Consider the following 21,314-nt stretch of genomic DNA (forward strand, 5'->3'; position numbering starts at 1 on the left):
TATACGCCTCTGAAGCACGGAAACCCAAGAAATTGGAGAACTCATTGTGAGAGAGCTTTCGCTGTCTGGCTGGTGACCATGGCGCGCACCGTCGAGGGGTACCACTGGCCACCCTTTGCCGTGGGTACGCCCTCCTGGTTGAGCGTGCGTGCGATTGCGTTCAGGCTCTCCCCGGCGCCGTGCATGGTCAGGACGCGCTCATAGGTCGGCAGGAAGTCGCTTGCAACCTCACGCCCGAACGTGACGCCCTCAGCCTTCCGCTGCGCCATGCCTTCGCGGGTGCGGACACTGATCAGCCGACGCTCATACTGGGCGGCTGAAGCCAAGACGTTGGCGACGAACTCGCCTGAGGGGTCAGAGAGGTCGAGATTGGGGGAGAGAAGCACAATGCCCCAGTGCTTGCGGCGTGCCCGGTCGATCAGAGAAGCGAAGTCCGCCACTGAGCGGGACACCCGGTCCAGGCGCACAGAGAGGAGGAACTGAGCCTCGCCACGGTCAAGCCGCTCCAGGGCCCCGGTGAGTTTGTCGCGGCCTCTGAGGCTCTTGGCTGACTTGCCTTCCTCGCGCACGATCTCGACAGCCCAGCCGCGCCGTGTGGCTTCCTCGCGCAAGGTGGCTTCTTGAGCGTCGAGTGATGCACCCTCCTCTACCTGCATAAGGGAGGAGACGCGAACATACGCGAGTGCGAGAGGCTTGGTCATACCTCAACCATACACAAAGGGTTCCCTCTATGTACAGCGTCAGCTGTCGACGAGAGCTTCCAGCGTGTCGAGCACACCAGCTAGGTACGCCCTCTGGTCGGCAGATGCGTCGAGCCTTCCCGCGTCGATATCCGCGATGACTGCGGCGATGCCGTCTGCGGATCGGCGGAGGCTGTCGAGGTCCATGCTCTGATTCTCCCTTAGAGACACCGATGCCCCGCTCTCTTAAATGGAGGAAGAGGGAGCGGGGCATTGGGTGGCCGGGATCAAGGGCCGGTCCCGTGCGGCGTCCTAGGACCGACACGGGAAGATCATTCAGAGGTTGCCGTTGTTGGCGTCCTCGATGAGCTTCTGGATGCGGGCTTCAGCGTCGCCGTGAAGCTTCTGCACGAGTTCGGCTTCCTGGGCTTCAGACCACCTCTTAGGGGCGTTCGCCGTCTGGGCCTTCACTGATTCAGAGTTCTGGTTCGCAAGGTTGGCGCGGATTTTTGCCATGTACAGAGCATCCCTCGCGGCATCGTCACCCATCATGATTTTCAACTTTCTGATCTGATTCGTATCCGGCCCACCGCTGAAGATGTTTGAGCACGGTGGCGTATGCCTGGCTTTGTTCGTGGGTAAGCCAGAATCGCCCCGGAAGGCTCTCCACGGCCTCTGCGAGGTCATCGCGGAGCTTCACAAGGGCCTGACGTTGGTCAGGGGTGCTGCGGGCTGTACGGAGAGCCATGGTCATTCCCAGCTCTGCAAGGTGCGCTGCGTGCTCTGTGGAGCGCCAAAGCGTTCCCTGATGGCTGTGTGCGCGGCTCGTCGCTCATTGGGGTCTGAAATCTGATCTGCGTGCTTCACTGCTCGTTCCCGTGCCAGAGCGATCTGTGCGAGATCGTCTTCGCCAACAAACTTGATGCACTCGGCCTCACGCTGGTCCCCGAGTGCGAAGTTGACGTGACCCCATCGGGCGAGCTGCTCTTCTTCAGTCATCGACAGCCAACTGACGCCATAACGATCCTCAGTCCCTGCCACCTGCTCGGCGTTCAGGGTGACTAGTTCTCCCCGGTACGCGGCTCTCGAACTGAAGTTGTCGAATGGGATTGTGAACCCTGAGCGGAGTACCGTCAGCGTTACTTCCTGGGTTTGAGTCGTCATCTGTTCTTTCCGATTCCGCGCGCACCAAGCGCGCTTGCGAGTTGGCTGAGTTCGGGGGTCTGCTTAAACACGTCGAGAAGGTCGGCGGCTGAGTCGGGATAGCTGCGGAAGAAGACCTTGAGTGCTGAGACCAGCGCCTGAGCTTCTTCGAGAAACTTGCTGATGCTGATGTCGTCAATGCCGAGTTCAGTGAGCAACTTGGAGAGGATTTCTGCTTCGCCCTTGATCGCCCTTGACTGTGCGACTGGCGACCCCGCTACCTTCACCTGCCGACGGATGAGACGTGCGTGGTCGGCAGCTTCCACAAGTCGAGACAGGACATCGGTTACTCCTGGTTCGTCGTCCACGATCTTCACAAGATCGCTCTTTCTGAGAGATGCGTACCTGGCAAGTGTCGAATTTGCGAGCGCCATGTCCCTAGCGATTGTGGCGATGGGAACACCGTCGTCCAGCATCGAGTCGATACGGTGAATCTGGGGGTGTCCCTTTACTGTGTGGTTTCTACCCAATGCCCTGCGTCCCTTGTATTCATTGGGGTGGGTGACCCTCGATACCCAAGGAGATCACCCACCCCCACCCCAACTAAGGTGGCGGGTGGTTAATTCGATGTTCCCCACCCGTACCTCTACTATCGTGCGCTAGAAGGTTTGGAGGTCTCAAAATGCGTGTTTTAGTGAAAGTATTTTGAGAAGATTATTCCAATGCTATTTTTTACTTCTGCAAGAGAGGTGATGAGCTTTAGAGGAGGGTAGAGAAGTGGATTATGTAACCCCTCCCCAAAGAACCCCCGAACCAAAACACATCAATATCGGATCGACTCAACACAAGTAGCGCTTACCCTCAAGGGACAAACGCTTAGTATCGACTCCTCCAGGCCCACAGCTGTGATGGATCATGCATGGAGAAGGTGACTCCTGCCAGCAAGGAGCATTTTGACTGGCGGTCAATTAGTTAGGCAGTAATGACCTGAAGGAACCTGCTAGTAACAGTTACACGAAGTTTCAAGGCTCTCGCATCAGCCGATGTCTTTACTATCGCTCGGACATACCTGCATATACGCCCGTGAAGCAAATTTGTAAAGAAATGCTCTATATGAGAATTGTTCTCGATAAGCGGTGTACAATTGAATTGGCTAGTAACCACACGAATGCACGCCGGGTCTCGTCTCAAAGTCCCCGGCGTGCATCTTCTTGTTTTAGCCTTTGGCTGCGTTGCGGGCTTGCCTGCGCTTCTCGCGCCGAGCCGCATTTTGCCGATCTTGCTTCTCTCGTCCCGCTGCGGCGCAAATTTCACACCTGCATTTCTTTACGTTGAAGCCATACAGGCCATGAGCGAACTCGCGACGGGGTGCACGTTCGCCTCGTCGATAAGCGGCTGTGCGTTCAGCGTTCCCCGCTCGGCAGTCGGCACAGCGGCAGCGGTCTGTTGAGTAGCACCTCGCGGTCGCCCCATGCGCGTGCTCAGGAGGGCACACGTTCTTCGGCTGCTGTGGGGCCACGTGGCGGACCGTGACTGGCCGTGGCTCTGGTGTGAGCGCCTGGGGTCGCTTAGGTCGCTCAGGGGTCTTCTGGGGCTGCTCAGTGGCCTTCTCAGCGCGAGCTTCTGCGATCGACGAACGCTCATCCCAAGCAGCATCGAGTGCAGCTTCCCGTGCTTCCATGGCTGCTGCTTCTTCGGCTCTGGCCCGGTAGACGATTCGACGACGCTCGACGGGATCAACGGTCGCTGCGACCTGCCGTGAGAGTTCGATCAGTCGGCCACGGTCCAAGTCGAGAGTGCGGAGTGTAGAGAGAGCTTCGTCGAGGGTCATACTCTCTATATCGCGCGGAGCAGGCCCGAGTTTGTGCGTATTCGAGCTACGACTTTTGATTCACAGCAGAAAACCCCGCCCTCGATCTACTGAAGGCGGGGTTTCTGAGTCAGCTAGCGTCTACGGCCTAGGCCTGGTAGTCCGCCACTGACGATTCGAATTCGAGGAATGACTAGCTTCGGCGTTGGAGGTAGCGACGCCCTCCAGGCCTCCTCGCTGTCGAATCCGGCTCGCTGCCACCACGGCGCGCGTGGAGTGTCGTCGACCGGAGTTCGAGGAACTTGCCTCTTCAGCTGAGGCCGTTTCGGCCTCGGCTTGGGTGTCAGCCAGTATTCAGAAACTGGCTTAGGTAGCGGCTTCCGCTTCGGTTGCCTCGGTTTGTGGATGGGGACCGCTTCAAACGGATTGACCGCTTGCGATCCGGTAGCTGGACATCGTCTGCCCGCGCTGTTCTCGTGACTCAGTAGTGTTCCTCCATCGCTTACCCCAGTAACGCGATGACATGTTTCACACTGTGCTCTCGTTTTCCCCTACCTCCATTCGCCGCCCCCAGGGCGTTTCGGGCCGGGCTTGGCCCTGTACCACAGATTACAAGGAAACGCCGAACATCGAAGGCGACACGCCAAGCAATATTCGAACACATTCGAACATTCGAAGGTGTGAGCCAGTCCCCGCGTCGGCTCAACATGCCAGACTCGCACTGTGCTCCTGGAACTCGCGAAACAAGCTGCTGCGGCTCAGCCGCTGATCTCGGATACGGTCGCCATCGCCATCGTTGGCGGCGTCGTCACGGTCGCCACTGCCTTTGTGACCATCAGCCTCACGAACGGCCACGCCCGGCGACAGGTAGAAGATGCCGCGAGGGAAGCCCGACGAACTGAGGCGCGTCTGGCTATTACGGAGTTCGTGACTGCCGGGATCGCATGGGCGAAGGCGAACGACGGAATGGTGCCGGTCTACTACAAAGAGGCGAGGAATCAGACGTTCTGGGTGGAGTGGGTCGACACCGATTCGGGTACCAAGATACGGAATGACATGGAGACGGTGACGCGCACGGGCGCTCAACTGCGTTTGCTCGTAGGCGATGCGGAACTACTTGCAGCGATCCAGACCGCGACAGAACTTGTGCAGGATGGGAAGGCCATGTCAGCGCTCATCGGGCACGGAAGTGAGACCGGGGGCGATTTCGAGAAGCTCGATGGCAGGATGGCGGATGCTTTCGCTTACTTCAGAGACGTTGTAGCCGCGTTCCAACGTGTCGAGACGGTCGCCGCGCGTTACGTCTCAGGTGAACTCGCAAAGAAGCACTGACCCGCGTCCCCCTGGCGTCCCCCCACGGTGAAACTTCGGTCGAATCAGGCAACACCTGTAATCTCAGAAAGCCGTGATGACGCGGGCGGGGGAGTAGCAGACCCGTTTACACCGTGGATGTCGTCGGTTCGATCCCGGCAGGGCCCACTCTCAAGAATCGCCCTGCCGTCCCCTCCCGAGACTCTCAGCGAGAGGTCGGTGGCAGCTTGTCGACGCCGTGCCTGTTGGGCTTGTCGGGCTCGGCTGCCGTCTCGGGCGTCGTGTTCCCCGGCGCGGCCGGGGATTCGGACGTCGGGTAATGCGGCTCGTCGATCTCGATGGCCTTGTCGCGCTCGTCGAGCGGAGGCAGATGATCGAGCGGTTGCTTGATGTCGTCTGGGTGGCTCATGGCTACAGGCTCCACGAGGATCCGCCCGATGAACAGGGGCTTGTGATCAGGAGGATCCTGTGGTTCGGGGCATCGGTCCGGGGTGCAAGGTCGACGCTCTGCCTCCGCAACCCCTGCGCGATGCCGCGCCCGAGAGTCGTGATGTCAACTGACGCCGACTCCGGTACTCTCGGCGCATGGCCACCGCAACGACGCAGTCTCCCAAACGTGAGGCATTCGGATCACGGAACGTCTTCATCCTCTCCGCGATCGGCTCCGCCGTCGGACTGGGGAACATCTGGCGGTTCCCCTACGTCGCGTATGAGGGTGGCGGTGGAGCCTTCCTCATCCCGTATCTCTGTGCGTTGCTGACGGCGGGCATTCCGCTGCTGTTCTTCGATTACGCGATCGGGCACCGGTTCCGCGGGTCCGCACCGCTGGCCTTCCGCCGTATGCACCGCAGGGCAGAGCCGCTCGGCTGGTGGCAGGTGCTCATCTGCGTGATCATCGCGGTCTACTACGCCGTCATCGTCGCGTGGGCCGCGATGTACACCTGGTTCTCCGCGCAGCTGACCTGGGGTCCTGGCAACGAGAACGACTTCTTCTTCATCGACTTCCTGCGCTCGGCCGACGTCGCCGAGGTCGGCGTCTCGACCGAGTTCGTGCCTCAGGTCGGGCTGCCCCTCGTCGCAGTGTGGCTGATCGTCATCGTGATCATGGCGCTGGGCGTCAAGCGCGGCATCGGCAGGGCCAACATGATCCTGATGCCGCTGTTGACGGTGATGTTCGCGATCCTCGTGGTGCAGTCGCTGTTCCTGCCGGGCGCGGCGGAAGGATTGAACGCCTTCTTCACCCCGAATTGGGAGGCGCTCGGAGACCCCGCCGTGTGGGCCTCGGCATACGGGCACATCTTCTTCTCGCTGTCGGTCGCCTTCGGCATCATGGTGACGTACTCGTCTTATCTCAAGCGAAAGACCGACCTCACCGGCTCGGGACTGGTGGTCGCCTTCGCGAACTCGGGTTTCGAGATCCTCGCGGGCATCGGCGTGTTCGCCGCGCTCGGCTTCATGGCGCAGGCGCAGGGCACCGAGGTCGCCGGAGTCGCGTCGTCGGGTATCGGCCTGGCGTTCATCGCGTTCCCGACGATCGTCTCGCAGGCGACCGGTGGATCGATCATCGGCGTCCTGTTCTTCGGCGCGCTGGTCTTCGCCGGCATCACTTCACTCGTCTCCATCCTCGAGGTCATCGTCGCAGCCCTCCAAGACAAGCTGGGCTGGGCGCGCATCCGCACGACCCTCACGGTGACAATTCCGCTCGCGATCGTCTCCATGGCGCTCTTCTCGACGACCACTGCTCTGTCGGTGCTCGATACGGCGGATGCGTTCGTCAACGCCTTCGGCATCATGGCGGTCGCCCTCGTGGCCGTCATCGTCGTGGCCTGGCTGCTCCACAAGCTGCCCGTGCTCGTCGATCACCTCGATCGTCGTTCGAGTTTCCGGGTCGGTCGGGTCTGGATGCTGCTCGTCGGCGCGCTCGCCCCGCTGGTGCTCGGATATCTGCTCGTCACCGAGCTGATCTCGAAGATCTCCGAGCCGTATGGCGGGTACCCCGGATGGTTCGTCGCCGTCTTCGGATGGGGCATGGTCATCGCGCTCGTAGCGATAGCACTGCTGCTGTCGGCGCTGCCCTGGAGCGGCCGCTCGCATGCCAAGGACGACCCGGAGTACGACGAGTTCCTCGCCAAGGAAGACTACGAGCCGGATCCGGAGACCTCGTCGATCCCGACGGTGAGGTCCCCGGAATCCGGGACGACCGAGAAGGGAGCGGGCGCATGACCACGACAGCGATCGTCATGATGATCGTCGCGATGGTCACGATCTGGGGTGGCCTCGTCGCCGCGGTCGTGAACCTCTCGCGTCACCCCGAGGCTGCGGATTCGGAGCCCGCTCCGCCCGCAGAGCTCTGACCGACGCGGGGGGACACGGTCGATACCCGTGCCGTGCCAAGAGGGCCGCACCCCGCACAGTGCGTCTATTGATCCCCAGCCGGCCACCGCAGGCGACCGAGTGCGCCGATCACGAGGGTCGACCTCCCGTCGTCGCGGAGACATGTCAGCAGCGTGCGGCCGCATCCGCGGCAGAGGAGTATGACTCCGGCCGGATCGAGCTCGGCGATCGCGTCGGCGAGTTCGGCTTCGCGTTCGCAGTGCGTGCATGTCGCTCGCGCGCTGGTCATGTCCCTGCCGAAGAGCTCGATCAGCATCCCGCCCGCGGCGTTGCCGTCGACTCTCGTGCGATGACCGGGGTGGGCAGCGTCCATCAGGCACCTCCGAAGCGCTCAGTGCGGATCCGTTCGGGCGGATGCCCCGCCGCGACGAGAAGGTCTGCCACCGCCTCGACGAAGCCCGTCGGCCCGCAGACATAGACCGAAGGCTGCTCTGTGGCGGGGATGGTCGAGACCGCGATCGTCGCCGCATCGACCCTGCCGGCTGGTCGGGCGGAGCCCGTCGGTGCCGAACGGCTGTATGCCCAGTCGACGAGGAAGGCGTCGCCGGCGAGGTCGTCGAGATCGTCTGCGTAGAACGCGTCACCGGGTGAACGCACCGCGTACAGCAACCGCATCGGTGCCGAGCTGCCCGCGCGCCCATGCTCTCTCACCATCGCCATGAGTGGAACGATCCCCGACCCGCCTGCGATCAGCTGCACGGACTCGGTCTGAGCGGCAGTCCACACGAAGTAGGCGCCGATCGGACCGCGAACCTCCAGCTCGTCTCCCGCGCGCACATCCTCGACGAGATACGGAGAGACCTCTCCTTCGGGCACCTCGTCGACGGCGAGTTCGATGATGTCGCCCTCCCCGGACGATGCGAGCGAGTACGACCGCACGGCCTGGTAGCCGTCCTCAGCGGTCAGGCGCACATCGACGTGCTGGCCGGCGAGATTCCCCGGCCACCCGTCGACCCGCACCTGAAGCACGCGACCGTGGGGCGAGGGGTTGCGCGTCTCGATGACTCTGGCGACCAGCCACAGCGGTGCGGCGGTCACCAGTAGCGCTCCTCTTTCCAGGGATCTCCGTACATGTTGTAGCCGTTCTGCTCCCAGAACCCCGGCTCGTCGTTCGCGAGCAGATCCAGGCCGTGCACCCACTTCGCGGATTTCCAGAAGTAGAGGTGGGGGACGAGGAGCCGGGCGGGGCCGCCGTGCTCTGCCGCGAGCGGCTCGCCCTCGAACTCGAATGCTATCCACGCCTTGCCGCCGGTCAGGTCGGCGCGGGGGACATTGGTCGTGTACCCGCCGTAGGAGAAGACCCGGGTGAAGTCGCCGTCTCCAGCATCCTGCAGCAGATGATCGAGCGAGACTCCGCGCCATCGGGTCCCGAGCTTCGACCAACGAGTCACGCAGTGGATATCGGTGGTGATCGTATCGATCGGGAGCGCCTGCAGCTCGTCCCACGACCAGGAGCGGCGGATGCCGTCGAGCCCGACGACGGCGAACTCCCACGTGTCTGTGGAGACGCGCGGTGTCGGCCCCGCCGAGAGCACGGGAAAGTCCTCAGTGAGGTACTGGCCCGGAGGGAGGCGGTCGTTCGACTCGCGTCGCCGTGCCCCGAAACCGCGGGAGATCACACCCATGATCGTCTTCTCTCTTTCGGTCGGGGCGGGGTCGCGAATCCGCTGGCGGGAGACGCCTGCCGTGTGGGACCGATTCTAGGGCGACTCACGAACGGCGCGCCTTAATCATTTTTTACTCATAAACGTGAGCTTCGTGCTAGCTTCACTCGTAAAACAGTTGTTCAAGCCACGGAGTCACATTGCTGAGTAGTTTCGCTGTTTCTGCTGATTCCAGTCAGCCTGACGACATCCCTGCCTCGCCCGAGAAGCTGGCGCGCGACAACATGCCGCTCGCGACCTTCCTGGCCGTCGAGAAGGCGAGGTCGGCGACGCACGTCGACCTCGACGATCTGCTCTCCGCCGCACGCCTGGGCCTCGCCCGCGCTGCGATGTCGTATGAACCGGCCCGTGGCATTCCTTTCGGTGCCTTCGCGAGCAGCCAGATCAACTGGGCGATGCTGTCGGAGATGCGCCGAGCAGACCCGGCCGGAGAACGCAGTCGCGACAAGATCGAACGCGTGCGGGTCGCCGCCGAGACGCTGCTCACTCGCACCGGCCGCGTCGCCACCACGGCGGAGCTCGCGCGGGAGTCGGGATTCACCGTCGATGTCGTCGGCGAGATGATGAAGCTCGACGAGATGGTGCGGACCGCGACCAGCTTCGAGGAGCACTTCGATGTCGAGACCGGGCGTCAGGCAGCCGACCTCACCGACAGTGTCATCCTGCCCGAGCACGCGGTCGAGCAGTCGGAGATGCGGGCGATGGTCAATCGCGTCATCGACGCACTGCCGGCGGCGATGAAGCAGGTCGTCCGCGGGATCTACCTCGAAGACCGGATGGTGAAGGACATCGCCGAAGAGCTCGAGGTCAGCCATGCGTATGTGTCGAAGGTCCGCTCGCGTGGTCTCGCGCTGATGCGCGAGGCCATGGAGGCATGGGAGAACGGCACGACAGGTGACCGATCGACGAAGGCGCGGGCTGAGTTCTTCGAGACTCTGTTCGGCCCGATCCGTGCCGAGACCCGCGACCGGTCGAGCGAGCTCCTCGCCGCTGTCTGACCCGCCCGCCGGAATCTTCCGGCTGCCTGGTTACGTCGGCGGTGCATGTCGCGAATATCGGTTGTGCAGGCCCACGGATGGGCCCGCGTCCAGCCCCATAACCACGGAGGAATTCTCATGGGTCTTCAGATCGCAACCAACGTCGGTGCACTCAACGCGTACCGCAACCTCTCTGTCAACCAGAACGACGTCTCGAAGTCGCTCGAGAAGCTCTCGAGCGGTCTGCGCATCAACCGCGCAGCAGATGACGCCGCCGGCCTCGCCATCTCCGAGGGCCTGCGCTCGCAGGTCAACGGCCTGAACGTCGCAGCCCGCAACGCTCAGGACGGCATCTCGGTCATCCAGACCGCAGAAGGCGCTCTCACCGAGGTCCACTCGATCCTGCAGCGCGTCCGTGACCTCGCCGTCCAGGCGGGTTCCGACTCGAACAACGCCGACTCGCGTGACGCCATCAAGACCGAGATCAACTCGCTCGGCGAGGAGCTCACCCGCGTCGCCGCCAGCACCAACTTCAACGGGATCAAGCTGCTCGACAGCGCGAGCACGCTGACGTTCCAGGTGGGAGCAGGCTCGGACGCCGCAGAGGACCAGATCGCGGTCACGCTGACCGACTTCTCTGGCCTCGGCGCGACCATCGGCGCACTGACGGTCGACTCCGCTGCGAACGCGCTCACCACGATCGCGGCGGTCGACGCAGAGATCACCAACGTCTCGACGGCTCGTGCCGGCCTCGGTGCCGTGCAGAACCGCTTCGAGTCGACGATCAACTCGCTGCAGGTCTCGGCCGAGAACCTGGCCGCAGCGAAGAGCCGCATCGCGGACACCGACATGGCGGCCGAGATGGTCAAGTACACCGCCTCGAACATCCTGCAGCAGGCCGGCACCGCCATGCTCGCTCAGGCGAACCAGTCGGGCCAGGGCGTCCTGCAGCTTCTCCGTTGAGTCGCTGCGCCTGAGGCGCATCAGGCGCCCGGGCGGAGTCACCTCCGCTCGGGCGCCTTCCTGTAGGACACGCTCGACCACACCGCACGGAAGACGACCGGGATGAAACTCGACGGACTCGTATCAGGGCTCAAGACGCAAGAGCTCATCAAAGCGCTCATGGACGTCTCGGCGATCCCGAAGACGCTCATCACCAACAAGATCGCGGACCGCAACTCGATCATCACGAACCTCCAGTCGCTGAACACCACGCTGCAGGAGCTCGTCACCAAGGCCAAGACCGCCGCGGCGCCCTCGTCGCTGGCATCGTTCACCGCGACCTCGTCGTCCGAGACCGTCACCGTCACGGCAGGCGCGAAAGCGACCGCTTTCTCGACCGACATCGTCGTCGACGCCGTCGCCACGGCGCACTCGATCGTGACGGCATCCGCTGGTGCGACGGAGTGGGGCGGCGCGTTCACTCTCGTCGGCTCGGACGGCGAATCGATCGAGGTGACTCCGCTCGGCACCGGTCCGCAGGACCTGGCCAAGGCCATCAACGCCTCGAAGGCCGGAGTGAGTGCGACGGTCGTCCCCGCGGGTACGGATGCCGACGGCAACCCGCTCTCGCGCATCCAGCTCACATCCGTCGAGACCGGCGCCGCCGGCGAGTTCGCCGTGCACAGGGGCACGGCGGCCGACGTCGCAGCAGGCACCTCGACGGATCTCGGCGCCGAGCCCGGTGCCGCCGTCATCACGCAGGGGGCGGATGCGCGAATCCGCCTGTTCGCCGGAACCACAGCAGAGCAGACGCTGAACAGCGCCAGCAACACGATCAGCGTGGGGGAGGGCATCGAGGTCAGTGTCACGAAGCCCAGCGCTGATCCCGTGACGGTGACGGTGGTCCGCGACGACAAGAAGCAGACCACGACAGCCGAGGCGTTCGTCAAGGAGATCGCCGCACTGCTGACGCGCATCGACAACGGATCGAAGGCGACGGTCGGAGGGGTCGGCGAGTCCACCACTCTCGGCGTGTTCACCGGAGACAGCACCGTTCGCAATCTCCGCGGCGCTCTCGCGAACGCGATGCAGCATCCGGTCGACGGAGCATCGCCGTCGACGATCGGAATCTCGATCAGCGACAAAGGGGTGCTCTCCTTCGACGCGGAGAAGTTCGGGAAGGCTCTCGCCGAAGACCCGGAGAAGACCCAGGAGATCTTCTCGTCGATCGCCGGTCGCGTCGAAGGCGTGACGGACCAGTACTCCGACAAATACGACGGGCTGCTCACCCAGCGCATCACCGGTCAGGAGACCGAGGTCAAGACGCTCAAGACCCAGGTCGAACGGTGGGACGTCCGCCTGGAGCAGAGGCAGGCGACACTCGAGCGCACCTATGCGCAGCTCGAGGTCCAGCTCTCGAAGCTGCAGTCGCAATCGTCGTGGCTCACGTCGCAGCTCGCAGGCCTCAACAACACGACGACGTCGTGACCTGAGCACCGCCACCACCATCGCATCGGAGACCAGAACCATGCCCATCACCTCTCTCGACCGCGCCAAGCAGCAGTACCTCGAGCAGCAGGTCGCCTCGGCCACTCCTGAACGCCTTCTCGTGCTGCTCTACGACCGCCTTCTGGTCGACATCGAGCGCGCAGACGCCTCGCAGGAGTCCGGCGACTGGGCGGCGGCGGGGAACCACCTCGTGCACGCGCAGCAGATCGTCGCGGAGCTGAACGGCTCACTCACCGATGAGTGGGACGGATCCGCAGACCTGCATGGCGTGTACACCTATCTCACGGGCCGCCTGATCACCGCCAACATCGCTCATGATCGGGTCGCCACCGCAGAATGCCGTGATCTCGTCGTTCCCCTGCGCGAGGCCTGGCATGCGGCTGCGGCGGAGATCACGTCCGGCACGCAGGCGCCCATCACGGCGCTGGCCTGAGCCCCCGTGCCTGACAACCTCTCGGCCTGGCTGACCGTGCTCGACCAGTTCGAGCGGGCTCTCGATGCTGCCGACGAGCAGCTCGACGAGCAGTCCTTCGATGCGCCGCCCGGCCCCGTGCCCGAGGAACTGCGCGAGCGCGCAGAAGCTGTGCTCGCGCGCCAGCAGCTCATGATCGGTGGACTCGTCACCTCCCGCGCCCACGTCGCGCGCGAGATCGCCGCGCTGCGGCGGGTGCCGACTTCCAAATCCGACGTACCCGTGTATCTCGATGTCGAAGGGTGAGCACCGCGGTTACGTGAGCGGTCGACTGTCGCGATAGTCCACACAGAGCACGGATCGCTCGACGATTGGCCAGGGATCGGCCTCTCCACCAACGTCCGGAGTGCCCCCGTGCTCGAATCCGTCACCTCCTCTGCGCTGATCAGCGCCCTCGACGGGCTGGCCCTGCGCCAACGCTCGATCGCCGAGAACATCGCCAACGTCAACACGCCCGGCTACCAGGCCCAGCGCGTCCGGTTCGAGGACGAGCTGCGATCAGCCGTCGACAGCGGTTCCGGCACCGTCGATCCCACGGTCGAGCGATCGCTCGAGCCGACCAGGTTGAACGGCAACAACGTCAACCTCGACACCGAGACCCTGTCGAACATCGACACGGTGCTGCGGTTCCAATTCGCCAGCCAGGCGATCGGCGGACAGGCGTCGTCGATCACCAAGGCGATCGGGCAGGCCTCCGCATGACCTTCGACGCGATCGGCATCGCCGGAACCGGCCTGACTGCACACCGCAAGTGGCTCGACGCACTCAGCGACAACATCGCGAACGTGAACACCGCCACCCCCGCGGGCCAGGAGGCCTTCCGAGAGAAGTACGTCACCGTGCAGGCCGGCACCGAGAGCCCGGGCGTGTACGTCGCGGGCGTCGTCGAATCGGATGCCGACGCCAAGCTCGTGTACGACCCCGAGCACCCCTACGCGAACGAGGACGGCTACGTGCAGTACCCGAATGTCGAGCTCGGCGACCAGATGAGCATGCTGATCCTCGCGCAGCGCGGATACGAGGCGAACGCGGCTGTCGTCGATAGGGCGAAGACGACCTACGAGGCCGCACTGCAGATCGGCCGCAACTGATGTCGGGCGTCGAGGCCGTCACCGCGGCGGGAGTCACGCCGCTCGCGCCGCTCAGCTTCGAGACGGGGCCGGAAGCAGCCGGTGCCTCGGCATCGGGGAGCACCTTCGCGACATCGCTCTCGGGCGCGGTGGAGAACCTCCAGCAGCTGCAGTCGTCGTCGAACGAACTCGCAGTGCAGGCGGTCACCGGTGACCTGCAGGACATCCATCAGGCGATGATCGCCTCGACACGCGCCTCCGTGACGCTCGACCTGGTGGTCGCCGTGCGTGACCGCAGCGTCTCGGCGTTCAACGAGATCATGAGGATGCAGGCCTGACGATGCCCAAGATGCTCACGAGCTACTACGACCGCGCGAAGCTGGTCGTCTCAGGATTCACGCTCGCACAGCGCACGATCGCCATCATCGGCGTCGCGCTGCTCGTCATGGGAGCCATCGCGCTCGGCGCGTGGCTCACCAAGCCGCAGATGAGCCCGCTGTTCACCGGCCTGAGCGCCGGCGACGCCTCGGCCGTCGTCGAGCAGCTGAAGTCGGCGGGCGTGGGCTATGAGCTCACCGAAGGCGGCGCGACTATCCTCGTGCCCGACGACCAGGTGTACCCGCAGCGTCTCGCAGCGGCATCCGCAGGTCTTCCCGGCGACACGAGCGAGGGGTACACCCTGCTCGACGACATGGGGGTCACGGCGAGCGAGTTCCAGCAGTCGGTCACCTACAAGCGCGCCATCGAGGGGGAGCTGGCGGGCACGATCGGCGCCATGGAGGGGATCTCCACCGCGTCGGTGCAGCTCGCGATCCCCGAGGAGAGCGTCTTCGTGTCGGAGCGGCAGATCCCGACCGCATCCGTGTTCGTGAAGACCCGCAACGGATCGTCCCTCAGCGACGAGAAGATCGAAGCCATCGTGCATCTCACGAGCGCCGCCGTGCCGGGCATGACCCCCGAGAGCGTCGCTGTGACGGATCAGGACGGCAGAGTGCTCTCGGCTGTCGGAACCGGCCTCACCGGAAACTCATCGAAGCAGGCGACGGAGCACGAGGCGAAGGTCGCCGCATCGGTCAGCAGGATGCTCGAGACGATCGTCGGGCCCGGAAACGCCACGGTGACGGTCGCGGCCGACGTCGCGAACTCCACATCGGAGCGCATGGACGAGACGTACTCGGCCCCCGAGGGCGAGCTGAGCGCGTCGGAGGAGACCAAGACGGAGACCTACAACGGCGGTCAGGCCGGCGGCACGGGCGTGCTCGGCCCCGACAACATCGCGGTCCCGAACAACGCAGAAGGCACCGGCGCCTATGAGTTCGAGGAGACGTCTCGCAACAACGCCGTCAACAAGTCGACGGAGAAGACCATCACTCCGGCCGGCGAGGTGACGCGGCAGACGGTCAGCATCGCGCTGAACAGGGGAACCGTCGCCGGGGTGACGGCGAACCAGATCGAATCGCTCGTGGCCTCCGCCGCCGGCATCGATCTCGAGCGCGGCGACGAGATCGCCGTCGAGTTCGTCGAGTTCAACGAGGCGGGAGCGACGGCCGCGGCGACCGCGCTCGCGGCGGCAGAGGCCGAACGCGAGGCGCAGCTGCAGCAGGAGATGCTGCGGTCGGCGATCATCGGCGGATCGATCCTGCTGGCGGCGATCATGCTGATCGTCTTCCTCGTCGTGCGCCGCAAGATGAAGCGGCGGGTGCTGTACACCGAGGACGGCCCGATCGAGTACTTCGCCACCGTCACCGAGAACGAGGAGCAGAAGCTCCGCTCGCTCAGGGGCCTCAAGGAATCCGAGGCGATCGTCGCGCCGGCACCCACCACGCTGCTGCCGTCGGCATCGATGGACCTCGATGACGAGCCGGAGCCCGACAAGGTGCTCGTCGAGCGCAGACGCCGCGAGATCGATGACCTCGCGAAGCGCGAACCCGACACCATCGCCAGCGCACTGGCCGACCTGATGGACGAGGCGACCGTATGAGCGCGCTCACGGAGCTGCTGGACGCGCAGGCCGACACGATCGAGGTCTCGACCGCCGTTGCACCTGCAGCTGTTCCTGCGTCGGAGATGAGCGGCCTTCGCAAGGCAGCGATCGTGCTGATGAACATGGACCGCGCTGCCAGTGCAGAGGTGCTGCGTCACCTCGGCGAGGAGCGCTCCGAGATGCTCGCGGCCGAGCTCACTCAGCTCGGGGGAGTGGACGTCGCCTCGACCGCACGCGCTCTCGCGGAGTTCCGGCGTATCGCCACGGGCGGCTCGGTGCCGTCTCGCGGTGGTCAGGAACTCGCCACCGGACTGCTCGAGACAGCCTTCGGGCGTGAGAAGGCCGTCGGGATGGTCGGCCGGGTGATGTCGCAGGGCTCGGTGTCGTTCGACTTCCTCAACGCGGCCGACCCGGCTCAGCTCGCCACGATCATCGAGGGCGAGCTCCCGACCACGGTCGCCGTGGTGCTGGCGAACCTGCGAGCCGATCGTGCGGCGGCCGTGCTCGCCGCGCTGCAGGACCCGCTGCGCACCGATGTCGCGCAGGCGATCGCGACCATGGGCACCGCGACCCAGGAAGCGATCTCGATCGTCGCAGACTCACTGCGCTCTCGCACCGGCGTCTTCGCGATGCGCGACAACCACGAGTCGATCGGCGGCGTCCAGCCTCTCGTCGAGATCATCAACAGGTCGGACACCGCTCTCGAGAAGTCGCTGCTCGCGAGCCTGGAGGGGCGTGACCTGGCGCTGGCCGAGGACATCCGCAGCCGCATGGTGACGTTCGCCGACATCGCTCGTCTCGAAGATCGAGACGCCCAGCGGGTGCTGCGCGGGATCGACCTTCGCATGCTCGCGCTTGCGCTGAAGGGCGCTGACGAGCAGATCACCGACAAGGTCAAGAGCAACATGACCGAGCGCAACCAGGAGAACCTCGCTGAGGAGACCCGAGTGCTCGGCCCCGTGCGCATGCGCCAGGTCGACGAGGCCCGGGCCGAGATCGTGCGCATCATCCGCGACCTGGAGGCCGCGGAGGAGATCACGATCTCGCGTGAAGACGAGGATGAGCTCATCGAGTGATCCCTCTCACAGCAGGTGATTCGGCCGCGGCGGTTACGGCTGCAGACGGTCGTCGCGATAGTGGGCGGGGAGCACGGATCGCTCGACCTCCGGGCCACGGACAGGCCTCGCCCTTCGACTCCGAGGTGTCCGCTGTGCTCGATTCCGCCTTCACGCCGCTGGTCGTGCCGCGCGTCGGCGAGACGCCCATCGACCTCCGAGGCGAGGCCGATCGCGCTCGTGCCCGGGGGTACGCCGACGGCTTCGCCGAAGGTCGCAGGCTGGCGCTCGACGAGGGCGAGGCGCAGCGCGCGGCGCAACAGCAGCGGATGCAGGAACTCCAGGAGCTGTATCTGCATGAGCGAGGCTCGGGTCTGCGCGCGTTGGAGACCGCGCAGGCGGCGCTCGACCAGCGCATCGAGGAGCTGAGCACACTCGCTGCGGACCGAGTCGAAGAGCTCGCCGTCATGCTCGCGACGACGATCCTCGGAGCGGAGCTGTCGGATCCTGCGCGGTCCGCCGCTCACGCGCTGCGGCGGGCCCTGGCCGAGATGCCGGCGGACCGGTGGACTCATGTCGCCTTCAGCGTGCAGGACGCCGGGGTGCTCCAGGAGGAGGCGTCGACGATGGAGGGACTCCGCGGCATCCGGGTCTCGGCCTCTCCTGCCGTGGACAACGGCGGCGCGCTGGTGGAGATCGAGAACGGTGCGGTCGACACCCGCATCTCCGCGGCACTCGCCCGTGCGGCCGCAGCGCTCGACGGCGGCGACCATGACGCCGAGGTTCTCCTGTGATCACCGAGACGAGGTCGTGGCAGCGCGCCCTCTCCGCCGCGCGCCCCGAGCGCTCCGGCACGGTGAAAGCGGTGCGAGGCCTCGGCGTGGAGGTGCTCGGCATCGACGGCGCGGTGGGCGACCGCATCCGGATCGACGCGGCGGACGGCCGCCCGGTCGATGCCGAGATCGTCGCCGTCGACGGAGCCTCCGCCCGCTGCATGCCCCTCGGCAGGCTCGACGGGATCACCGCTCGAGCCCGTGTGCGCCACGGGGGAGCTCCGCTGCAGGTGCCGACGGGACGAGCGCTGCTCGGACGAGTGCTCGACGGACTCGGTCGACCGATCGACGGCAAGGGACCGCTCGACAGAGGTGCTGCTCTCGTGTCGCTCGACCACGATGCCCCGAGCGTGATGGACCGCCAGCGCATCGACAGGCAGCTCGAACTCGGTGTGCGCGTGCTCGACACGATGACGCCCGTGGGATCGGGGCAGCGCTTGGGCCTCTTCGCCGGATCGGGTGTGGGCAAGTCGTCGCTGATGTCGATGATCGCCCGTGGATCCACCGCAGACGTGAACGTCATCGCCCTTGTCGGTGAGCGCGGTCGCGAGGTGCGGGAATTCCTCGAAGACGACTTGGGGCCGGAGGGCCTCGCGCGTTCGGTGGTGGTCGTCGCGACCTCGGACCAGCCGGCGATGGCACGGCTGCGCTCGGCATTCGTCGCCACACGGATCGCCGAGGGATTCCGCGATGACGGGCTCGACGTGGTGCTGATGATGGACTCGTTGACGCGTGTCGCCATGGCGCAGCGTGAGATCGGGCTGAGCGCAGGCGAACCGCCCGCCACACGGGGGTATCCGCCGTCGACGTTCTCGGTGCTGGCCCGACTGCTCGAGCGCGCCGGAACCGGACCTGTCGGGTCGATCACCGGTCTCTACACGGTGCTCGTCGACGGCGACGACCACAACGAGCCGATCGCGGATGCCGCCAGGGGAATCCTCGACGGGCACGTGGTGCTCGACCGGGCGCTCGCGATCCGCGGTCATTTCCCTGCCGTCGACGTGCTCGGGTCGGTGTCTCGCGTCGTGTCGAAGATCACCACGGCGGAGCAGCGTCAGGACGCCGTCACGCTGCGCAGTGTGCTGGCGGCCCGGCGCAGCGCGAACGACCTCATCGAGATCGGCGCCTACCGACAGGGGGCCAACCCGATGGTCGATGCCGCGCTCGCTCATGAGGGTGCGATCTCTCGTTTCCTCACCCAGAGCATGGACGATCTCGCCTCGTCCGACGACTCCTGGCAGCAGCTCGCCGCCCTCACCACCGACTTCGGAGGACTCACCTCATGACCTTCCCACTGGCTGGTCTGCTGCGCGTGCGCGGCGCCCAGGAGCGTGTCGCCGCCGAGCATCTCTCGCGTGCGAGCGCAGAACGCGCGCAGGCCGAGATCGCTGAGCAGACCGCGATCACGAGCCTCGCCGAGATCAGCGCGCAGATCGATGATCCTCGGGCGCTGATGGCCATGGCTGCGGCCCGCGCCGCGGGACGCAGCACCCTCAGCGATCTGCAGACGCTGGTCGACATGAGGCGCAGCGCTGAGTCCGAGGCCAGGTCGGCGCACGTCGAAGCTCGGCGCGATCTGAAGGGGCTCGAGCGACTCGAGAGCACCCACCGCGTCGAGACCGCCAAGGCCGAGCTCGCGGCCGAGCAGACCGCGCTCGACGAGATCGCGGTCGTGCGCACCTCACGACGCGAGGGGAGCGCAGCATGACCGGGCTTGCAGCGGTGATCGCCCGCGTCGACGCGATCGAGACCCAGATGGTGTCATTGGCTCCGGCGGGGCGGGCGGCCGCCGCGGCCGCATCGGCTGCGACCGAGGCGACCGCCGAGACATCGCCGGCCAGTTCGACGACGTTCGCCGGAGTGCTGGAGGCGGCCAAGGCGGCCACCGCCGGCGAGACCACGTCGAGCACTGCGACCACCGAGTCCGCCGCGGCGTCAGCTGGCGTCAGCACGGGTGCGTCCGGCGGAGAGAACGCCGAAGTCATCGCGGCACTCCAGACCCTGTTCTCGGCGAACGCCTCGGGTGCAGGCGGATCGACTCCGTCGATGCAGAAGATCATGGAGATGCTCGGATGACCGCGGTGGGACTTCTCGCGACCATCCCCGGCGCCGCCGGCTCGGGTGAAGCGGACACGGGAGGTCGAGCGTCGGCTGACTCGGGTTCGCTGTTCGGTGATGCCCTCGCCGCCGCAGGTCGGACGCTCGACGACGCGTCGGCAACTGAGACGACGATGCTCGCCCCTGCCCGGGAGGGCGGGCTGACAGCGGAGGCGTCAACGGCGCCAGATCGCACGATCGACCCACAGGCGGCGATCGCGGCCATGACACACCTGGTCGCGTGGTCGGCTCCGGTGACCCCGGGGCCGGCCCCGACGGCCACGCCTGTCCCGACGTCCGAGACGGCGGTTCCGGGTGAGACGGCTTCGACGGCTTCGGATATGACGGTGCAGATCACGCCGGGCGCAGCGGAGGTGTCTCCTGCGGATCCGGTGAGCGGTGTCGTCGAAGCGGATGCAGCAGCTGCGGTTCCGGCCGATGCCGAGTCTGCGCCTGCGTCGGCTCCGACTTCGGTTCCCGCATCGGCTCTCGCATCGGCGCCGGCGAGCGCGGCGGTCGGTGGCGAAAGCCGTGGCGAACTCCGGACGCAGCAGGAGAGGCCGCCGGGCGAGGTCCGAGAGGTCGGCGTCGACACGGCGGCGGTTCCGCGCGAGCCCGCCAGCGGCGGTGCCGATCCCTTGCCGTCCGACCCGGTTGCGGCGGCGCTCCGGCCTGAGCCGCACACGAGGCAGACCCTTCCTGCGATCCCGTCGGTGGTCGGCGTCCCGGTGCCCGGGGTCGGTGGTTCTTCCGAGCAGCAGATGTCGAGCGATGCGGGGGACCAGGCGCAGGGGTCGCAGCCGGTGCCCGCAACCACCCCGCTCGCGCCGGTCGCTCCGGTCGCTCCATCAGTCGCGACGGTCACCGCTGCTCCGTCGCCCGATGCCGCCGCCACCATGAATCGTGCGGTGGCGGCGCAGGTCGCTCCGGTGGTCGTGAGCATCGCCCAGCGTCCGATGGGCTCCCACCAGCTCACGATGACGGTGAACCCCGACAGTCTCGGCCCCGTCACGGTGCGCGCGCACATCACCGCATCCGGAGAGGTGCAGGTCGAGCTCAGCGGTGCGACGGATGCCGGGCGCGACGCGCTGCGCACCATGCTCGTCGACCTGCGCCGTGACCTCGCCGCGGTGATGCCGCACGCCACTCTGAGCGTCAACCACGGCGCGTCCGCTGATGCTTCCGGCGACCGTGGCCAGCAGGCTGCGGGTGACGCGCCGACGGGGCAGGGCGCGGACGATCGCGAGGCGAACCGCGGCCGACCTGACCACCGCCGTGGAGCCGAGCAGGCCCCCGATCTTCCCCGCACCATCCAGACGATGCCCTCTGCCGCCTCCGGCGCGGGGCTCGACATCTTCGCCTGAGAGGACGAC

Annotated in this window: 27 protein-coding genes; 18 read left to right on the plus strand and 9 right to left on the minus strand. The window is 65.7% G+C overall.

Annotation, left to right across the window (positions count from 1 at the left end):
* Positions 1–41 precede the first annotated feature (41 nt).
* From ACIOU8_RS01465 to ACIOU8_RS01485, 5 genes are all read right to left on the minus strand, one after another.
* Complete coding sequence (locus tag ACIOU8_RS01465) at positions 42–701, minus strand: recombinase family protein (RefSeq protein WP_400785121.1); 660 nt, start codon at positions 699–701, stop codon at positions 42–44.
* A gap of 39 nt (positions 702–740) precedes the next feature.
* On the minus strand, positions 741–887 hold the full coding sequence (locus ACIOU8_RS01470) for a hypothetical protein (protein ID WP_400785123.1): 147 nt from the start codon (positions 885–887) through the stop codon (positions 741–743).
* 129 nt (positions 888–1,016) lie between these two features.
* Complete coding sequence (locus ACIOU8_RS01475) at positions 1,017–1,367, minus strand: hypothetical protein (protein ID WP_400785125.1); 351 nt, start codon at positions 1,365–1,367, stop codon at positions 1,017–1,019.
* 63 nt (positions 1,368–1,430) lie between these two features.
* Positions 1,431–1,844: a hypothetical protein gene (locus ACIOU8_RS01480; protein ID WP_400785127.1), complete on the minus strand. Its 414-nt coding sequence runs from the start codon at positions 1,842–1,844 to the stop codon at positions 1,431–1,433.
* A complete protein-coding gene (locus ACIOU8_RS01485) occupies positions 1,841–2,299 on the minus strand; it encodes a hypothetical protein (RefSeq protein ID WP_400785129.1) in 459 nt (152 codons plus the stop codon). Before ACIOU8_RS01485 ends, ACIOU8_RS01480 begins: the two co-directional genes overlap by 4 nt.
* A gap of 2,057 nt (positions 2,300–4,356) precedes the next feature.
* Between ACIOU8_RS01485 and ACIOU8_RS01490 the strand changes: the two genes are divergently transcribed.
* A complete protein-coding gene (locus tag ACIOU8_RS01490; protein ID WP_400785130.1) occupies positions 4,357–4,965 on the plus strand; it encodes a hypothetical protein in 609 nt (202 codons plus the stop codon).
* A 184-nt stretch (positions 4,966–5,149) separates the two neighbouring features.
* Here the strand turns inward: ACIOU8_RS01490 and ACIOU8_RS01495 are convergent, their stop codons facing one another.
* On the minus strand, positions 5,150–5,353 hold the full coding sequence (locus ACIOU8_RS01495; RefSeq protein ID WP_400785132.1) for a hypothetical protein: 204 nt from the start codon (positions 5,351–5,353) through the stop codon (positions 5,150–5,152).
* A 176-nt stretch (positions 5,354–5,529) separates the two neighbouring features.
* On the opposite strand from ACIOU8_RS01495, the gene ACIOU8_RS01500 reads away from it, so the two are divergent.
* Positions 5,530–7,167 carry a sodium-dependent transporter gene (locus ACIOU8_RS01500; RefSeq protein ID WP_400785134.1) on the plus strand — a complete coding sequence of 546 codons (1,638 nt, stop codon included), beginning with the start codon at positions 5,530–5,532 and terminating at the stop codon, positions 7,165–7,167.
* Positions 7,164–7,298: a methionine/alanine import family NSS transporter small subunit gene (locus tag ACIOU8_RS01505; protein ID WP_400785136.1), complete on the plus strand. Its 135-nt coding sequence runs from the start codon at positions 7,164–7,166 to the stop codon at positions 7,296–7,298. The genes ACIOU8_RS01500 and ACIOU8_RS01505 overlap by 4 nt, the downstream gene beginning before the upstream one ends.
* A 65-nt stretch (positions 7,299–7,363) precedes the next feature.
* On the opposite strand, the gene ACIOU8_RS01510 is transcribed toward ACIOU8_RS01505, so the two are convergent.
* From ACIOU8_RS01510 to ACIOU8_RS01520, 3 genes are read right to left on the minus strand one after another with little or no spacing between them, the layout of a single operon-like run.
* Positions 7,364–7,651: a DUF6510 family protein gene (locus ACIOU8_RS01510; RefSeq protein WP_400785138.1), complete on the minus strand. Its 288-nt coding sequence runs from the start codon at positions 7,649–7,651 to the stop codon at positions 7,364–7,366.
* Complete coding sequence (locus tag ACIOU8_RS01515; RefSeq protein WP_400785140.1) at positions 7,651–8,376, minus strand: ferredoxin reductase; 726 nt, start codon at positions 8,374–8,376, stop codon at positions 7,651–7,653. The genes ACIOU8_RS01510 and ACIOU8_RS01515 overlap by 1 nt, the downstream gene beginning before the upstream one ends.
* Positions 8,373–8,963: a sulfite oxidase-like oxidoreductase gene (locus ACIOU8_RS01520; protein ID WP_400785142.1), complete on the minus strand. Its 591-nt coding sequence runs from the start codon at positions 8,961–8,963 to the stop codon at positions 8,373–8,375. Before ACIOU8_RS01520 ends, ACIOU8_RS01515 begins: the two co-directional genes overlap by 4 nt.
* 179 nt (positions 8,964–9,142) lie before the next feature.
* Here ACIOU8_RS01520 and ACIOU8_RS01525 point away from each other — a divergent pair, with 179 nt between their 5' ends.
* The 15 genes from ACIOU8_RS01525 (at position 9,143) to ACIOU8_RS01595 (ending at position 21,305) form a co-directional block, all read left to right on the plus strand.
* Positions 9,143–10,000, plus strand: a complete 858-nt coding sequence (locus ACIOU8_RS01525) for a sigma-70 family RNA polymerase sigma factor (protein WP_400785144.1) — start codon at positions 9,143–9,145, stop codon at positions 9,998–10,000.
* 117 nt (positions 10,001–10,117) lie between these two features.
* Positions 10,118–10,942: a flagellin gene (locus ACIOU8_RS01530; protein WP_400785146.1), complete on the plus strand. Its 825-nt coding sequence runs from the start codon at positions 10,118–10,120 to the stop codon at positions 10,940–10,942.
* A gap of 102 nt (positions 10,943–11,044) precedes the next feature.
* Positions 11,045–12,409 carry a flagellar filament capping protein FliD gene (gene fliD / locus ACIOU8_RS01535; RefSeq protein WP_400785148.1) on the plus strand — a complete coding sequence of 455 codons (1,365 nt, stop codon included), beginning with the start codon at positions 11,045–11,047 and terminating at the stop codon, positions 12,407–12,409.
* 40 nt (positions 12,410–12,449) lie between these two features.
* Positions 12,450–12,863 carry a flagellar export chaperone FliS gene (fliS, locus tag ACIOU8_RS01540; RefSeq protein WP_400785150.1) on the plus strand — a complete coding sequence of 138 codons (414 nt, stop codon included), beginning with the start codon at positions 12,450–12,452 and terminating at the stop codon, positions 12,861–12,863.
* A 6-nt stretch (positions 12,864–12,869) separates the two neighbouring features.
* Complete coding sequence (locus ACIOU8_RS01545) at positions 12,870–13,148, plus strand: hypothetical protein (protein ID WP_400785152.1); 279 nt, start codon at positions 12,870–12,872, stop codon at positions 13,146–13,148.
* Between the two features lie 108 nt (positions 13,149–13,256).
* Positions 13,257–13,604, plus strand: coding sequence for a flagellar basal body rod protein FlgB (locus ACIOU8_RS01550; protein WP_400785154.1), 348 nt, complete (start codon positions 13,257–13,259; stop codon positions 13,602–13,604).
* Positions 13,601–13,993 (plus strand): flagellar basal body rod protein FlgC, encoded by a 393-nt coding sequence (flgC, locus tag ACIOU8_RS01555; protein WP_400785156.1) that lies wholly within the window; start codon positions 13,601–13,603, stop codon positions 13,991–13,993. The genes ACIOU8_RS01550 and flgC overlap by 4 nt, the downstream gene beginning before the upstream one ends.
* The gene (gene fliE, locus ACIOU8_RS01560; protein ID WP_400785159.1) at positions 13,993–14,310 is read left to right on the plus strand and encodes a flagellar hook-basal body complex protein FliE; all 318 of its coding nucleotides are present in this window, start codon (positions 13,993–13,995) and stop codon (positions 14,308–14,310) included. The genes flgC and fliE overlap by 1 nt, the downstream gene beginning before the upstream one ends.
* A gap of 2 nt (positions 14,311–14,312) precedes the next feature.
* Positions 14,313–15,953: a flagellar basal-body MS-ring/collar protein FliF gene (fliF, locus tag ACIOU8_RS01565; RefSeq protein ID WP_400785161.1), complete on the plus strand. Its 1,641-nt coding sequence runs from the start codon at positions 14,313–14,315 to the stop codon at positions 15,951–15,953.
* Entirely contained in the window at positions 15,950–17,032 is a 1,083-nt protein-coding gene (gene fliG / locus ACIOU8_RS01570; RefSeq protein WP_400785163.1) for a flagellar motor switch protein FliG, read from the plus strand. The genes fliF and fliG overlap by 4 nt, the downstream gene beginning before the upstream one ends.
* Positions 17,033–17,166: 134 nt before the next feature.
* On the plus strand, positions 17,167–17,805 hold the full coding sequence (locus ACIOU8_RS01575) for a FliH/SctL family protein (protein WP_400785165.1): 639 nt from the start codon (positions 17,167–17,169) through the stop codon (positions 17,803–17,805).
* Positions 17,802–19,130, plus strand: a complete 1,329-nt coding sequence (locus ACIOU8_RS01580) for a FliI/YscN family ATPase (protein WP_400785167.1) — start codon at positions 17,802–17,804, stop codon at positions 19,128–19,130. Before ACIOU8_RS01575 ends, ACIOU8_RS01580 begins: the two co-directional genes overlap by 4 nt.
* Positions 19,127–19,552, plus strand: coding sequence for a hypothetical protein (locus ACIOU8_RS01585; protein WP_400785169.1), 426 nt, complete (start codon positions 19,127–19,129; stop codon positions 19,550–19,552). Before ACIOU8_RS01580 ends, ACIOU8_RS01585 begins: the two co-directional genes overlap by 4 nt.
* Positions 19,549–19,920, plus strand: coding sequence for a hypothetical protein (locus ACIOU8_RS01590; RefSeq protein WP_400785171.1), 372 nt, complete (start codon positions 19,549–19,551; stop codon positions 19,918–19,920). Before ACIOU8_RS01585 ends, ACIOU8_RS01590 begins: the two co-directional genes overlap by 4 nt.
* A complete protein-coding gene (locus ACIOU8_RS01595) occupies positions 19,917–21,305 on the plus strand; it encodes a hypothetical protein (protein ID WP_400785173.1) in 1,389 nt (462 codons plus the stop codon). The genes ACIOU8_RS01590 and ACIOU8_RS01595 overlap by 4 nt, the downstream gene beginning before the upstream one ends.
* The last annotated feature ends 9 nt before the right edge of the window (positions 21,306–21,314 follow it).

It is taken from the genome of Microbacterium sp. NPDC087589, from assembly GCF_044743635.1.
In the GTDB taxonomy this organism is placed as follows: Bacteria; Actinomycetota; Actinomycetes; order Actinomycetales; family Microbacteriaceae; genus Microbacterium.

Bases quoted from the DNA above. Each gene is read 5' to 3' on its own strand.
- ACIOU8_RS01465 (WP_400785121.1), bottom strand. From the start codon at position 701: ATGACCAAGCCTCTCGCACTCGCGTATGTTCGCGTCTCCTCCCTTATG.
- ACIOU8_RS01470 (WP_400785123.1), bottom strand. From the start codon at position 887: ATGGACCTCGACAGCCTCCGCCGATCCGCAGACGGCATCGCCGCAGTC.
- ACIOU8_RS01475 (WP_400785125.1), bottom strand. From the start codon at position 1,367: ATGACCTCGCAGAGGCCGTGGAGAGCCTTCCGGGGCGATTCTGGCTTA.
- ACIOU8_RS01480 (WP_400785127.1), bottom strand. From the start codon at position 1,844: ATGACGACTCAAACCCAGGAAGTAACGCTGACGGTACTCCGCTCAGGG.
- ACIOU8_RS01485 (WP_400785129.1), bottom strand. From the start codon at position 2,299: ATGCTGGACGACGGTGTTCCCATCGCCACAATCGCTAGGGACATGGCG.
- ACIOU8_RS01495 (WP_400785132.1), bottom strand. From the start codon at position 5,353: ATGAGCCACCCAGACGACATCAAGCAACCGCTCGATCATCTGCCTCCG.
- ACIOU8_RS01500 (WP_400785134.1), top strand. From the start codon at position 5,530: ATGGCCACCGCAACGACGCAGTCTCCCAAACGTGAGGCATTCGGATCA.
- ACIOU8_RS01505 (WP_400785136.1), top strand. From the start codon at position 7,164: ATGACCACGACAGCGATCGTCATGATGATCGTCGCGATGGTCACGATC.
- ACIOU8_RS01510 (WP_400785138.1), bottom strand. From the start codon at position 7,651: ATGGACGCTGCCCACCCCGGTCATCGCACGAGAGTCGACGGCAACGCC.
- ACIOU8_RS01520 (WP_400785142.1), bottom strand. From the start codon at position 8,963: ATGGGTGTGATCTCCCGCGGTTTCGGGGCACGGCGACGCGAGTCGAAC.
- ACIOU8_RS01530 (WP_400785146.1), top strand. From the start codon at position 10,118: ATGGGTCTTCAGATCGCAACCAACGTCGGTGCACTCAACGCGTACCGC.
- fliD (WP_400785148.1), top strand. From the start codon at position 11,045: ATGAAACTCGACGGACTCGTATCAGGGCTCAAGACGCAAGAGCTCATC.
- fliS (WP_400785150.1), top strand. From the start codon at position 12,450: ATGCCCATCACCTCTCTCGACCGCGCCAAGCAGCAGTACCTCGAGCAG.
- flgC (WP_400785156.1), top strand. From the start codon at position 13,601: ATGACCTTCGACGCGATCGGCATCGCCGGAACCGGCCTGACTGCACAC.
- fliE (WP_400785159.1), top strand. From the start codon at position 13,993: ATGTCGGGCGTCGAGGCCGTCACCGCGGCGGGAGTCACGCCGCTCGCG.
- fliF (WP_400785161.1), top strand. From the start codon at position 14,313: ATGCCCAAGATGCTCACGAGCTACTACGACCGCGCGAAGCTGGTCGTC.
- fliG (WP_400785163.1), top strand. From the start codon at position 15,950: ATGAGCGCGCTCACGGAGCTGCTGGACGCGCAGGCCGACACGATCGAG.
- ACIOU8_RS01585 (WP_400785169.1), top strand. From the start codon at position 19,127: ATGACCTTCCCACTGGCTGGTCTGCTGCGCGTGCGCGGCGCCCAGGAG.
- ACIOU8_RS01590 (WP_400785171.1), top strand. From the start codon at position 19,549: ATGACCGGGCTTGCAGCGGTGATCGCCCGCGTCGACGCGATCGAGACC.
- ACIOU8_RS01595 (WP_400785173.1), top strand. From the start codon at position 19,917: ATGACCGCGGTGGGACTTCTCGCGACCATCCCCGGCGCCGCCGGCTCG.